The 13,767-nt window shown below is 58.7% G+C and carries 14 protein-coding genes and 1 pseudogene; 10 read left to right on the top strand and 5 right to left on the bottom strand.

Features of this window, described 5'->3' with window-relative positions; genetic code table 11:
- The first annotated feature begins 8 nt into the window (after nt 1-8).
- The 3 genes from tauB to tauD all read left to right on the top strand — a co-directional run bounded on the left by tauB (nt 9) and on the right by tauD (nt 2,611).
- Nucleotides 9-803 carry a taurine ABC transporter ATP-binding subunit gene (gene tauB, locus ACA079_RS01095; protein ID WP_056745614.1) on the top strand — a complete coding sequence of 265 codons (795 nt, stop codon included), beginning with the start codon at nt 9-11 and terminating at the stop codon, nt 801-803.
- Nucleotides 800-1,633, top strand: coding sequence for a taurine ABC transporter permease TauC (gene tauC / locus ACA079_RS01090; RefSeq protein WP_497702295.1), 834 nt, complete (start codon nt 800-802; stop codon nt 1,631-1,633). Before tauB ends, tauC begins: the two co-directional genes overlap by 4 nt.
- A gap of 135 nt (nt 1,634-1,768) precedes the next feature.
- Nucleotides 1,769-2,611 (top strand): taurine dioxygenase, encoded by an 843-nt coding sequence (gene tauD, locus ACA079_RS01085; RefSeq protein WP_497702294.1) that lies wholly within the window; start codon nt 1,769-1,771, stop codon nt 2,609-2,611.
- Between the two features lie 144 nt (nt 2,612-2,755).
- Here tauD and mgrA read toward each other — a convergent pair whose 3' ends face one another.
- The 3 genes from mgrA to ACA079_RS01070 form a co-directional block, all read right to left on the bottom strand.
- Nucleotides 2,756-3,793: an L-glyceraldehyde 3-phosphate reductase gene (gene mgrA, locus ACA079_RS01080; protein WP_282483092.1), complete on the bottom strand. Its 1,038-nt coding sequence runs from the start codon at nt 3,791-3,793 to the stop codon at nt 2,756-2,758.
- A gap of 174 nt (nt 3,794-3,967) precedes the next feature.
- Nucleotides 3,968-4,432: a type II toxin-antitoxin system HicB family antitoxin gene (locus ACA079_RS01075; protein WP_192409809.1), complete on the bottom strand. Its 465-nt coding sequence runs from the start codon at nt 4,430-4,432 to the stop codon at nt 3,968-3,970.
- Nucleotides 4,429-4,611 carry a type II toxin-antitoxin system HicA family toxin gene (locus ACA079_RS01070; protein ID WP_309676139.1) on the bottom strand — a complete coding sequence of 61 codons (183 nt, stop codon included), beginning with the start codon at nt 4,609-4,611 and terminating at the stop codon, nt 4,429-4,431. Before ACA079_RS01070 ends, ACA079_RS01075 begins: the two co-directional genes overlap by 4 nt.
- A 191-nt stretch (nt 4,612-4,802) precedes the next feature.
- Between ACA079_RS01070 and ACA079_RS01065 the strand changes: the two are divergent.
- Nucleotides 4,803-5,054 (top strand): annotated as a pseudogene (locus ACA079_RS01065) (SDR family oxidoreductase); the annotation flags it as partial.
- A 40-nt stretch (nt 5,055-5,094) separates the two neighbouring features.
- Complete coding sequence (locus tag ACA079_RS01060) at nt 5,095-5,355, top strand: hypothetical protein (protein WP_497702293.1); 261 nt, start codon at nt 5,095-5,097, stop codon at nt 5,353-5,355.
- 26 nt (nt 5,356-5,381) lie between these two features.
- Here ACA079_RS01060 and betT read toward each other — a convergent pair whose 3' ends face one another.
- Together betT and epsC are read right to left on the bottom strand one after the other, a co-directional pair.
- Complete coding sequence (betT, locus tag ACA079_RS01055; protein WP_166793821.1) at nt 5,382-7,337, bottom strand: choline transporter BetT; 1,956 nt, start codon at nt 7,335-7,337, stop codon at nt 5,382-5,384.
- Nucleotides 7,338-7,730: 393 nt separating this feature from the next.
- Nucleotides 7,731-8,657: a serine O-acetyltransferase EpsC gene (gene epsC, locus ACA079_RS01050; RefSeq protein ID WP_046045486.1), complete on the bottom strand. Its 927-nt coding sequence runs from the start codon at nt 8,655-8,657 to the stop codon at nt 7,731-7,733.
- A gap of 193 nt (nt 8,658-8,850) precedes the next feature.
- Between epsC and ACA079_RS01045 the strand changes: the two genes are divergently transcribed.
- From ACA079_RS01045 to ACA079_RS01025, 5 genes are all read left to right on the top strand, one after another.
- On the top strand, nt 8,851-9,843 hold the full coding sequence (locus ACA079_RS01045) for a D-cysteine desulfhydrase (RefSeq protein ID WP_497702292.1): 993 nt from the start codon (nt 8,851-8,853) through the stop codon (nt 9,841-9,843).
- A 317-nt stretch (nt 9,844-10,160) separates the two neighbouring features.
- A complete protein-coding gene (gene tcyJ / locus ACA079_RS01040) occupies nt 10,161-10,955 on the top strand; it encodes a cystine ABC transporter substrate-binding protein (protein ID WP_497702291.1) in 795 nt (264 codons plus the stop codon).
- Nucleotides 10,955-11,620: a cystine ABC transporter permease gene (gene tcyL / locus ACA079_RS01035; RefSeq protein ID WP_010464804.1), complete on the top strand. Its 666-nt coding sequence runs from the start codon at nt 10,955-10,957 to the stop codon at nt 11,618-11,620. The genes tcyJ and tcyL overlap by 1 nt, the downstream gene beginning before the upstream one ends.
- A 4-nt stretch (nt 11,621-11,624) precedes the next feature.
- Entirely contained in the window at nt 11,625-12,380 is a 756-nt protein-coding gene (gene tcyN / locus ACA079_RS01030) for an L-cystine ABC transporter ATP-binding protein TcyN (RefSeq protein WP_056745630.1), read from the top strand.
- Between the two features lie 501 nt (nt 12,381-12,881).
- Nucleotides 12,882-13,646: a hypothetical protein gene (locus tag ACA079_RS01025; RefSeq protein ID WP_497702290.1), complete on the top strand. Its 765-nt coding sequence runs from the start codon at nt 12,882-12,884 to the stop codon at nt 13,644-13,646.
- The last annotated feature ends 121 nt before the right edge of the window (nt 13,647-13,767 follow it).

Here is a 13,767-nt window from a genome sequence, read left to right as displayed (position 1 = left end):
TAACCGCGATGGCTTTGCTTCAGCTGGAGCGCATCAGCGCACAGTACCCCGGCGCCGCCGAACCGGTACTGGCGGATATTTCCTTGAGCCTTGGGCCCCAGCAATTGCTGGTCGCCCTCGGCCCGTCCGGCAGTGGCAAGACTTCGCTGTTGAACCTGATTGCCGGTTTCGTCGAGCCTAGCGCCGGGCGCATCACCCTTGATGGCGTGCCGGTCAAAGGCCCGAGCGCCGAACGCGGCGTGGTGTTCCAGGACGATGCCCTGCTGCCCTGGCAGGACGTGCTGGCCAATGTCGGTTTCGGTCTGGAACTGGCCGGCATTGCGCGGGAAAAACGTGAACTGCGCGCTCGGGAAATGCTCGCTTTGGTGGACCTTTCCGGTTTCGAAAACCGCCGAATCTGGCAACTCTCGGGCGGCCAGAAGCAACGTGTCGGTCTGGCCCGTGCCCTCGCTGCCGATCCACGCGTTTTGCTGATGGACGAACCCTTCGGCGCCCTCGATGCCTTCACCCGCGAACAGATGCAGGAGTTGCTGCTGCAAGTCTGGCAGCGCACCGCAAAACCGGTATTTCTGATTACCCATGACATCGAAGAAGCGGTGTTCCTCGCCACGGACCTGATTCTGCTGGCGCCGAATCCTGGGCAAATCGTCGAACGCCTGAGCCTGGATTTCGGTCAGCGTTATGCCGCTGGGGAGTCGGCTCGATCGATCAAGTCCGACCCGCGCTTTATCGAAACCCGCGAACACGTGCTCGCCAAAGTGTTCTCCCAACGCAGCGCCGCCCAGCGGCAGGAGACCGTATGAGCAGCTATGAGATTCCGGCCGTCACGGTCAAACCGCACTCGACGGTGATTCCTGTTCGTCGCAGCCTTAGTACTCGCTTGATAAGTCTGCTGACGCTCGTCGCGCTCGTGGTCATTTGGTGGGCCGTCACCGCCACTGGAATGATCGAACCGCTGTTCCTGCCGCCACCCTCCGCCGTACTGCAAAAAGGCTGGCTGCTGGTGACCACCGGCTACATGGATTCGACGTTGTGGCAGCACCTTGGCGCGAGTCTCAGCCGAATCGGCTTGGGTCTGGGCTTCGCGGTGCTGACCGCCGTGCCTGTCGGCATCGCCATCGGCCACAACCGCATTGCTCGCGGCATTCTCGATCCGCTGATCGAGTTCTACCGCCCTATCCCACCGCTGGCTTATCTACCGCTGATCGTGATCTGGTGCGGTATCGGTGAGCTGTCGAAAGTCTTGCTGATCTACCTCGCGATCTTCGCCCCGATCGCCATCGCTACCGCGACCGGCGTGCGTACCGTCGACCCGGCCAAATTGCGCGCGGCACAGTCCTTGGGTGCGACCCGGGCGCAGTTGATTCGACATGTGATTCTGCCGAGTGCGTTGCCGGACATTTTGACCGGTGTGCGGATTGGATTGGGTGTGGGTTGGTCGACGCTGGTTGCCGCCGAACTGATCGCTGCCACCAGTGGTTTGGGCTTCATGGTGCAGTCGGCTGCGCAGTTCCTGGTCACCGATGTGGTGGTGCTGGGGATTCTGGTGATTGCGCTGATCGCCTTCGCCATGGAGATGGGCTTGCGCGCCCTGCAACGCAAACTGGTGCCGTGGCATGGCCTGGCTCATTGAATATTTTTGGATCTTAATGTGGGAGCGAGCTTGCTCGCGATAGCGGTGTGTCAGTCACCGCGATGTTGACTGACACAATCGCGAGCAAGCTCGCTCCCACAAAAAGCTCGGCGCCCCGGATTGAAGAGAAAGACCATGAGCAACCTGACCATCGTCCCCTTAAGCTACGCCCTCGGCGCGCAAATCAGCGGCGTCGACATCAGCCAACCGCTGAATCTGGAACAGCGCGACGCCATCGAGCAGGCGCTGCTCAAACATCAAGTGTTGTTCTTCCGCGATCAGCCGATCACACCGCAGCAACAGGCACGTTTCGCCGCCAATTTCGGCGACCTGCACATTCATCCGATCTACCCGAATGTACCGGAACAACCCGAAGTGCTGATCCTCGACACCGCCGTCACCGACGTGCGCGACAACGCCATCTGGCACACCGACGTGACCTTCCTGCCGACTCCAGCCCTGGGCGCGGTGCTCAGCGCCAAGCTGCTGCCGGAGTTTGGTGGCGACACGCTGTGGGCCAGCGGTATCGCGGCGTATGAAGCGCTGTCCGCGCCGATGAAAAACTTGCTCGAAGGGCTGACGGCCACCCACGATTTCACTCGTTCGTTCCCGCTGGAGCGCTATGGCAACACGCCGGAAGCCTTGGCTCAGTGGGAAGAAGCGCGCAGGAAAAACCCGCCGCTGTCACACCCGGTGATCCGTACTCATCCGGTGAGCGGACGCCGGTCTTTGTTCGTCAATGAAGGCTTCACGTCGAAGATCAATGAGCTGTCGGAAACCGAAAGCGAGGTGATTCTGAAGTTTCTGTTTGCCCACGCGACACGGCCGGAGTTTACGATCCGCTGGCGTTGGCAGAAGGACGACGTGGCGTTTTGGGATAACCGCGTGACACAGCATTACGCCGTGGATGATTACCGGCCGGCTCGGCGGGTGATGCAGCGGGCGACGGTGTTGGGGGATGTGCCGTTTTTCCGGTAACCCCTGACTTCTTTACTGTTTACTCTGGCCCCATCGCGAGCAAGCTCGCTCCCACATTGGATCTGCGTCGAACACAAACCCTGTGGGAGCGAGCTTGCTCGCGATAGCGGTCTGACAGGCGCCAGAAGTTCCGGCAAAGAGTATTTACTCAGCCGTCGAAGGCTTCTCCCAAAGATTGACCCCGCCCTCTTGGGCAAACCGGTCAATTTCCGCCAGCTCTTCGGCACTAAAGCTCAAATTCTTCAACGCCCCGACATTCTCGATAATCTGCTCCGGCCGGCTCGCACCGATCAGCGCCGACGTCACGCGCGGATCGCGTAGCGTCCACGCCAATGCCAGCTGCGCCAGACTCTGACCGCGACGCTTGGCGATCTCATTCAGCGCACGCACATGAGCGATGTTGGCTTCGGACAGGTGCGCCGCCTGCAACGAACCACCCCCCGGACGATTGACCCGCGCATCAGCCGGCACACCGTTGAGGTACTTGTCGGTCAACAACCCCTGAGCCAGCGGCGTAAACGCAATCACGCCCGTACCGAGTTCATCTGTGGTGTCCAGCAGGTCTTTTTCCACCCATCGATTGAGCAGGTTGTAAGCCGGTTGGTGAATAAGCAACGGCACTTTCCACTCTTTCAGCAGCGCGGCCATTTCACGGGTTTTAACCCCCGAGTACGAGGAGATACCGATGTACAGCGCCTTGCCCTGCTGCACCGCAGTAGCCAGTGCGCTGGCGGTTTCTTCCAGCGGGGTATCCGGGTCGAAGCGGTGGGAATAGAAGATGTCCACGTAGTCCAGGCCCAGGCGCTGCAGGCTCTGATCGAGGCTGGCCAGCACGTATTTGCGCGAACCGCCGCCTTGGCCATAAGGGCCGGCCCACATGTCCCAACCGGCCTTGCTGGAGATAATCAGTTCGTCGCGATACTGCTTGAAGTCTTCACGCAGCAAACGACCGAAATTGATCTCGGCGCTGCCATACGGCGGGCCGTAGTTGTTGGCCAGGTCAAAATGGTTGATGCCAAGATCAAACGCGGTACGCAGCAACGAACGCTGGGTGTCGATCGGCGTGCTGTCGCCGAAGTTGTGCCACAGGCCCAGAGACAGTGCCGGCAGCACCAGCCCGCTGCGCCCCACGCGGCGATAAGGGATGGAGTCGTAGCGGTTTTCGGCAGCGGTGTAGGTCATCGAATCCTCTCTTGTCTGTCTTGAAGTTGGTATCGACTGCTTCGCAAGTTGCCCAGCATACGCCCAGACAAACGCCGATAATCCTCGGACTCGAGAAAATGCTGAAACGTTTCACATATTTCATCTTTGCCGCCAGTTGATCGCTCTCACGTTCTGCGTAGGAGCGATCAACATTTACGCCGACAACTCACGCAGGGCAGCGGCAGCCAAAAAGCCAGACCTTGAGCTGTACCGCTGATCCCGCCTGACTGTTTGATCAATACGCTCAAGCAATTGCTCAGGCAGTGTGGCATTGAAGCGCACCGACTTTCCGAAGTAAGGCGTGATATCAAATTCGACCACCCCCCACACGCCGCCCGCGTAATCAGGGTTATCAAGATGAGCGTCGATCTCATGCACCTGCGGCAGTGGATCGCCATCGGCCACCAAGCCTTCGTAGTGCAACGACAGCGCTTCCTTCACGTTTTCAAATGCCTGCGCCACAGTACCGCCCGCGGAGAAGCAACCCGGCACGTCCGGGATAATTACTCCGTATTCTGAGTCGGCATCCTTGTGCAGAACGACCGGGAATTTCATTTCGGTAAGTCCTTCCTGTGATGTGGCCCGCTCGGGGCTTTCGTATCCGGTGTCGGGCCTCATTTCAGACCCGCCTGTTTCAATATGCTGTTGATCGTTCCTTTTGGAAGATCCGAGTCCGGGTGCTTTATCGTCACCCTCCCTGGCTTGCACAGATGCTTGTACTGATGATGGCTGCCTTTCACGGCCACCAGATACCAACCATCCTCCTCGATCATCCTGATCATTTCCCGACTTCGCATCACCTTCGTCCTTGTGGGCAGCATCTGCTGCGCACACTACGCGACGAAGCTCCATTCCAATACACACCATACACACTCTGATAAATATTAGCCTATCGTGCAGAGGCCTGATTTCCCTATAGACCAGCGGCTACTGTGCCCCCGCAAACACTTCCCCCAGCCAATCCACAAACACCCGAACCCGTGGCGACATGTGTCGGTTGTTTGCCAAGGAAATGCGCGGGCGCAACATCACCGTCAACGCCGTGGCCCCCGGTCCGGTGGCTACCGATCTGTTCCTGCATGGCAAGAGCGAAGAGCAGATCCAGGCCTTCGCCAAGATGCCTCCGCTGGAACGTCTGACTCAACCAGAAGACATCGCCCGCGTTGTGTCCTTCCTGGTCGGCCCGGATTCGGGCTGGGTCAACGGGCAGATTTTGCGGGTTAATGGCGGGCTGGTTTAACTATGCTCACACTGACGCCGCAATCTCAGGAGCACACGCCATGCACACCACGATCATCATCACCTTCGGCCTGATCCTGCTGGCGCTGATGCTGTTCATCGGCGAGAAAATCGGTTTCAGCCGCCAGACCCTGGCCTATAGCTTTGTCGTACTGTGGTTCGCGCTGACGTTGATCAACGGTGCAGTCGGCATGGTCAACGCAGGGCAACCCTTCAGCACGGAGCTGGTGGTCGGCAGCGCCGTATTCGGCGTGCCGGTGGCGGCAATGGTGCTGTTCATGGTGTTGAGCGCCAAGACCTGAAAAGGCCCGGCGCCACCGGTTCTCGATCAACGCACCAAATGCAAGAACTGCAGGTGCCGTTCGTACTGATCAAGGATGTCGTTGATGATCTGCTCCTTGGTGTAGCCCACCAGATCGTAGTCCTGACTGCCCTCGCTCAAATGCACTTCGGCACGGTAATAACGACGGTTATTGAGTTCCTTGGAACCCATGCCGCCACGGGCGAAGGACGGCGTGAAATAGCCGCGCATCTGCACTTGATAGATGAACGGATGCTCCTCGCCATGACCGATTTCCAGGCTGACGTTGTCGTTGGCCGGGTCCGGCTGAGTGACCACGTTCAAACCCTTCTCGACGAACACCGCCGAGACTTCTTCAATCGCCGGTCGCACCGTCGTATCGAGGAAGCGGTAGACCTCATCCCGTGACGGGAAATGCACGGCCTGACTCAGGCGTTGACGCCAGCCGCCACGCCGCGATCCGGACACCGGCGCCAGGGAATGCAGTTGCGCGATCTGCTTCTGCGACTCCAGGTAGAACGCCTTGTGCAGCCCCCACATCATCAGCAGCAAGATCATCGAGAACGGCAACGAGGTCAGCACCACCGCGGACTTCAGCGCATCGATGCTGCCGGAGAACAGCAGCGCACTGGTCACCAACGCGGTCATTGCGCCCCAGAACACTCGCAGCCATTTCGGCCCGTCTTCATCGGGATTGCCGCCCTTGGCGGACAGCGTCGACAGCACCACGGTGCCGGAGTCGGCAGACGTCACGAAGAACACGAAGCTGATGAACACCGTGACCGCGATGACGGTTTTGCTCCACGGGTAGGTTTCCAGCAGCAAGTAGAGGGTCATCGATGGGTTATCGATGGCCGACATGCCGAGGGCGCTCATGCCGTGGTTGAGGACTTGATCGATGGCGCTGTTGCCGAAGATCGACATCCACGCCAGGGTGAAGCCGAGCGGAATCAACAGCACGCCGAAGACGAATTCGCGGATGGTGCGGCCACGGGAAATCCGTGCAATGAACAGGCCCACGAACGGCGACCATGCGATCCACCAGGCCCAGTAGAACACCGTCCAGCCGCCCAGCCAGTCGCTCGGTTTGTCGTAGGCGTACAGGTCGAAACTCTTCATCGGCAAGGCGCCGAGGTAGTCGCCGATGTTCTGGATCAGGGTGTTGAGCAGGTGCTGAGTCGGGCCGGCGAACAATACGAACAGCAGCAACGCGCAGGCCAGCAGCATGTTGATGTCGGACATCACGCGCACGCCTTTATCGACGCCAGACACCGCGACGATGATCGCCGCGCCCATCATCAGCGTGATCAGGCCGACCTGAATCCACTGGGTGTGAGCGATGCCGAACAGGTAGTCCAGACCCGAGTTGAGGTGCAACACGCCAAAGCCCATGTCGGCACCGAGACCGAACACCGTGGCGATGATGCCGAAGCCGTCCACCGCGTAACCGATGGGGCCGTTGATGCGCTTGCCGATCAGCGGATAGAGCGCTGAACGCAGGGCCAGCGGCAGGTTATGTCGGTAAGCGAAGTAGGCCAGCGCCATGCCGACAAAGGCGAACACACCCCAGCCGTGCAGGCCCCAGTGCAGAAACAGAATCTGCATTGCCTGACGCGCTGCATCCGCCGTGCCGGCCTCGCCTTGCGGCGGTTGCGCCAAATGGGTCAGCGGTTCGGACACGCAAAAGAAGAACAGCGTGATGCTAATCCCGGCGGCGAACAGCATGCCGGCCCAGGACAGATAACTGAATTCGGGCTCGTCGTGGTCGGCACCGAGCTTGATCTTGCCGTAGCCGGACAAGGCGGTGACCACCACGAAGACCAGATACAGGGTCATCGCGAGCATGTAGTACCAGCCGACCGTGTTGGCCGCCCAGTTTTGCGCTTCCAGAAGCCAGGCGCCGGCCTGTTCAGGCATGGCGATGACGATGATGCCGAACAGCAAAATGAACGTCGCCGAGAAGTAAAACACCGGCGGATTCATGCGGACCTGACCGCTGGCGGGGGTGGGCGATGCACTCATGAAAGGTGCACCTCAAGGGGGTGAATCAGGGCAATCAATAACGGACTCGGCAAAGGCAAGCCTCCTGTTGTGAGCGGGCAGCAAACCGGCGGTTTAACTTGAATGAGCGTTCAAGTTAAACATGAATAGGGTGCTAAGAACTAATCGCAAGGCTCGGCGGTACTGTTCGTACGCTAGTTCAAGGATGGGTATGACGGGGGATTTGGAGGATTTTGTAGGAGCTGTCGAGTGAAACGAGGCTGCGATCTTTTCAAAGCACCATAAAAACCAAAGTCAAAAGATCGCAGCCTCGTTTCACTCGACAGCTCCTACAGCCAGCGAAGACAGTTTATCTGTCACCAAAAAGCCGGGGACTTACTTCTGCGTCCCGTCATCATGCTGCAGATTCGCCTGAGTCAGGTTGCTCCCCGCCGGCACGCTGCGGGTCAGCCAGACATTGCCGCCAATGGTCGAGCCTTTGCCGATAGTGATCCGCCCCAAAATCGTCGCACCGGCATAGATCACCACGTCATCCTCGACAATCGGATGTCGCGGTTGCCCCTTCTGCAACTGACCGTCTTCATCCGCCGGGAAGCGCTTGGCGCCCAACGTCACGGCCTGATAAATCCGCACACGCTCGCCGATGATGGCGGTCTCGCCGATCACCACACCCGTCCCGTGATCGATGAAGAAGCTGCGACCAATCTGCGCGCCAGGGTGAATATCGATGCCGGTGGCCGAGTGGGCGATTTCCGCGCTGATCCGTGCCAGCAGCGGCAATCCGGCCCTGTACAAATGATGGGCCAGGCGATGGTGAATCACCGCCAGAATCCCCGGATAGCACAGCAACACTTCATCGACACTGCGAGCCGCCGGATCACCGTGATAGGCCGCCAGCACGTCGGTGTCGAGCAGACTGCGCAGCCCCGGCAATGCGAGGGCGAAGTCCTGAATGATCTGAATGGTCTTGGCCTCGACTTCAGTGTCGGCCTGGGCACTGTGGCGAGCGGCGTAGCGCAGTTCGAGTCGCGCCTGAGCCAGCAACGCGTTCAACGCAACGTCCAGCGTGTGGCCGACGTAGAAGTCTTCACTCTCCTCGCGCAAATCCACCGGTCCCAGGCGCATTGGGAACAACGCGCCGCAGAGGGCTTCGAGAATCTCTGCCATGGCCGCTCGGGAAGGCAACTCGCGACCGCCCTGTTCGGTGCTGGCACGGCCATTTTGTACACGCCACTGATCACGCGCGGTGCGCAGTTGGCTGACGATGGTCTGCAGTTGCCAATGACTGGAACGCTCGCTCACGGTAAAAACTCCTCACGGGCGGCCGGACTGTCTGGCCGCGTTAACCGCGATTACTTTACGGCATGGTCTGGAAGCCGAATTAAGAACCGATTGTGCTGTGCTCAGCACTTTTTGGCATAAGGCCGATTGGCAGTTGCCCCGCTAAATAGGCGTGCCTATAGTCCTGTCATCTCCCTCCGCCAGTACGGACCCCATGATCAAACAACAGCTTGCCCGCTTTAATCGTCTCGACCTGCTCGGTCATCCTACCGCCCTGGAAAAACTCGAACGCCTGTCGACCTGGTTGGGCCGCGATGTGTATGTCAAACGCGATGACCTGACGCCGCTGGCGATGGGCGGCAACAAGCTGCGCAAACTCGAATACCTGGCGGCCGATGCGCTGGCACAAGGCGCCGACACCTTGATTACCGCTGGTGCGCTTCAGTCCAACCACGTGCGCCAGACTGCCGCCATTGCGGCCAAGCTTGGTCTGAGCTGCGTTGCGTTGCTGGAAAACCCTCTCGGCACCGACGACGCTAACTATGTCGGTAACGGCAATCGACTGTTGTTGGACCTGTTCGACGCCAAGGTCGAGCTGGTGGAAAACCTCGACAACGCCGACGAGCAATTGCAGGCGCTGGCCGACCGTCTACGCAACAACGGCAAGAAGCCGTATCTGGTGCCGATTGGTGGTTCGAATGCATTGGGCGCTTTGGGTTATGTGCGTGCCGGGCTGGAATTGGCCGAGCAGATCAAGGACACCGGGCTGCAATTCGCTGCCGTGGTTCTGGCTTCGGGCAGTGCCGGGACCCATAGCGGTCTGGCGTTGGCGTTGAGTGAAGCACTGCCGGAATTGCCAGTGATTGGTGTCACGGTTTCTCGCAGTGATGAAGACCAACGCCCGAAAGTCCAAGGCCTGGCTGAGCGAACTGCCGAGCTGCTGGGCGTGAGCCTGCCAGCGAGTTTCAAGGTCGAGTTGTGGGACGAGTATTTCGGCCCGCGCTACGGCGAGCCGAATGCCGGGACGTTGGCCGCCGTGAAGCTGGTGGCGAGTCAGGAAGGGCTGTTACTGGACCCGGTCTACACTGGCAAGGCCATGGCCGGGTTGCTCGATGGCATCGGTCGTCAGCGTTTCAACGACGGCCCGATCATCTTCCTGCACACCGGTGGGGCGCCGGCGTTGTTTGCCTATACAAGTTTTTTGTAAGGATCGAAGATCAAAAGATCGCAGCCTGCGGCAGCTCCTACATTGATCAGCGTTAACCCGGAATTTGCGCCGGGCATGATCCATGTAGGAGCTGCCGCAGGCTGCGATCTTTTCGAAGGCAACTTATATTCGAAAAAAGAATAACAAAGTTGATATTTATTATTTTCCTATCTAAAAGCGCCATCATATAGTCACGCCGCAGGCGAATTTGCAGCGAGACGCATACGATGCTTTAGGGCAGGATATTGCAGTCGTTCAAATCCCGAATTTGCCAACATTCCTAAAAGCGTCTTCATAAGAAAACACAGGGGCTTGTCATGAATTTTTCCGCACTACGACGAAATCTGCTGGTAGGTTCGCTGGGCCTGGCGCTGAGCGCCGGTCTGCTGGGGCAAGCGGTTGCCGGTGAGCAGCTGCAAAAAATCAAAGACGCTGGCGTGATCAACGTTGGCCTGGAAGGCACTTACCCACCGTTCAGTTTCGTCGACGCTGACGGCAAGCTGGCTGGCTTCGAAGTCGAGTTTTCCGAAGCCCTGGCCAAAGAGCTGGGCGTGAAGGTCAAACTGCAACCGACCAAATGGGATGGCATCCTCGCGGCGCTGGAATCCAAACGTCTGGACGCCGTAATCAACCAGGTGACCATCTCCGAAGAGCGCAAGAAGAAGTATGACTTCTCCGAGCCGTACACCATTTCCGGGATTCAGGCGCTGGTTCTGACCAAGAACAAAGACACCATCAAGACCGCCGCCGATCTGGACGGCAAGAAAGTCGGTGTAGGCCTGGGCACCAACTACGAACAATGGCTCAAGGACAATCAGCCTAAAGCCATTATCAAGACCTATGACGATGATCCGACCAAGTTCCAGGATCTGCGTGTCGGCCGAATCGACGCCATTCTGATCGACCGCCTCGCCGCGCTGGAATACGCCAAGAAAGCCAAGGACACTGTCGCCGCCGGCGAAGCGTTCTCCCGTCAGGAAGCCGGTATTGCCCTGCGCAAAGGCGAGCCTGAATTGCTGGCCGCCGTGAACAAGGCCATCGACAAGCTGCGCGCTGACGGCACGCTGAAAAAGCTTTCGGAAAAATACTTCAGCGCTGACGTCACCAAATAATGGAAGAAGCTTTCCAACTCGCACTGGACTCCCTGCCCTTCTTGCTCAAGGGGGCCTACTACACGGTCATCTTGAGCCTGGGCGGGATGTTCTTCGGCCTCATGCTGGGCTTCGGCCTGGCACTGATGCGCCTGTCGCGCTTCAAGCTGGTGAGCTGGATCGCCCGCATCTACGTGTCGTTCTTTCGCGGAACGCCGTTGCTGGTGCAACTGTTCGTGATCTATTACGGCTTGCCGCAATTGGGCATGGAACTCGATCCGCTACCGGCGGCCCTGATCGGCTTCTCGCTGAACATGGCCGCTTACGCCTGTGAAATCCTGCGTTCCGCGATCAGCTCCATTGAGCGCGGTCAGTGGGAAGCTGCCGCCAGCATCGGCATGACCCGTGCGCAGACCCTGCGCCGGGCCATCATCCCGCAAGCGATGCGCACCGCATTGCCGCCGCTGGGCAACAGCTTCATTTCGCTGGTCAAGGACACCGCGCTGGCCGCCACCATCCAGGTGCCGGAGCTGTTCCGCCAGGCGCAGCTGATCACAGCACGCACCTTCGAAGTGTTCACCATGTACCTTGCCGCCGCGCTGATCTACTGGATTCTGGCCACGGTGCTGTCGCACCTGCAGAACAAGTTGGAAGAGCGGGTCAATCGGCACGACCAGGAGTCCTGACCCAATGATTGTCGTGGAAAAACTGACAAAGCAGTTCAAGGGTCAAGTCGTGCTCAACGGCATCGATCTGGAGGTGAAGGAAGGCGAGGTGGTGGCGATCATCGGGCCTAGCGGCTCGGGTAAAACCACGTTCCTGCGTTGCCTGAATTTCCTGGAAGAACCCACCAGCGGCCGGATCAAGGTCGGTGACATCGAGATCGATGGCAGCCGTCCGCTGAACCAACAGCAAGGCCTGGTACGACGTTTGCGCCAGCACGTGGGTTTCGTGTTCCAGAACTTCAACCTGTTCCCTCATCGCACCGCCCTGGAAAACGTTATCGAAGGCCCGATCATCGTAAAGAAGATCCCGCACGCCGAAGCCGTTGCCCTGGGTAAAAAGCTGATGGCCAGGGTTGGTCTGGCGGGCAAGGAAGATGCTTACCCGCGACGCCTTTCCGGTGGTCAACAACAGCGTGTGGCGATTGCCCGCGCGCTGGCGATGGAGCCGGAAGTGATTCTGTTCGACGAACCCACCTCAGCCCTCGACCCCGAGCTGGTGGGTGAAGTGCTGGCGACCATCCGCAGCCTCGCCGAAGAGCGACGCACCATGGTCATCGTCACCCACGAAATGGGCTTTGCCCGGGACGTGGCGAACCGCGTGGTGTTTTTCGACAAGGGTGTGATTGTCGAACAAGGCGAAGCCAAGGCGCTGTTTGCCAACCCGAAAGAAGAGCGGACGAAGCAGTTTCTCAGCAAGTTTCTGAATAACGCTCACCACTGAAACACCGCCTCACTACTTGTCAACTTCCATGGACGGAAGTGACAACCACCCCCACTAAAAAATCTCCCGATATATTCTCCTCTCTTATTCATCCATCCGAACAATAGATAATTTTTTATTGCTGCGTGCGGTACATATATATGTCCTGCAACAGAATAACCTCGCCTAAAATTCGCCAAACCCAGCGCCCTCACCGAACTGGCCTTCGCCGTCAGCAACGCACTGAAAGCCCATAAAACAAGGTCAAGTTCGACAGATCGGTGCAGCTTATTAACTTCAATGCGTAGGATTTTTCTGAATAACACTAGATACCATACTTAACTAGCCAACTCTATTGACACCTATTCAAGCGCACTCTTATCTAGTCTCCAACAGGCGTTGAACGTCACACTCATTCATTATTGAACCCCCCAAATAGTGAATGACTTTGTTGCTCGGTAATTCACGCCTTTCGAACTTTCAGAAACGGACTTTCGCTGCAAGGCTTCAAGGAGAAACCCCATGACAAGCACTTCGAACAAACCCGAACTTGCGGCCCCGACCCTGGCGCAATCTCACAAGACCTGCATCAACATCACCTCGGCGGCGCACCTGCTGATCGATGTGGCGCCCTACTCCGGCATAGACGAAGGCGACCTGATCGAACTGTTCTGGGATAACTGCTACGTGGCCTCCAGAGTGCTGACGGCCGACGATGTCGGCCAACCGGTCCAACTGCGTGTGCCCGAGAGTTTCATCGCCAATGGCACCTCACGCATTCACTACCGGATCATGCAGATCGGGCAAGGGCCAACCCTTTCAGCCGCCAGACGGGTGCAGATCAAACTCGACTGCCCCGGCGGCCAACCGTCTGCGCTGTGCGGCGACGAAAACCAGAGTCTGGAGCCTGTGAACATCCCCGAGACCATTCGCCGTCAGGGAGTCAATCCGAACCAGATCAAGCGCGGCGTTCCGTTGACCATCGAGCCTTACCTGAACATGGCCGCCGACGACGAAATCACCCTGCGTTGGGGCGATGTGCGCATGGATCTGCCACGACTCAAGGCCGGCGATGTGGGCCAGCCGATCCAGGTCTGGGTGCCGCCGGCGATCATTCTCGAAGCCGGCGAAGACCTGCGGCTGGAAGTGACTTACTGCATCCTCGACCGGGTGGGCAACAACTCCCGCTGGGCACCACCGCGCAGGCTGAAGATCGGTTGTGCCAATCCGTATTTGAAGGCCCGGCCGAAAGAGATGCTCATGGCCGCCGAACCCCGCAAACACTGAGATTCCTTGTAGCAGCTGGCGAAGCCTGCGTTCGGCTGCGCAGCAGTCGTGAAATCAGACACTGCGGTCATTCAGTTAAACCGCGAGCTCAGGTTTGACGACTGCTGCGCAGCCGAACGCA

This window comes from Pseudomonas sp. LBUM1645, from assembly GCF_059716185.1.
The sequence above is the reverse complement of the archived record's forward strand: the minus strand, read 5'-3'. Positions and strand labels throughout refer to the sequence as shown.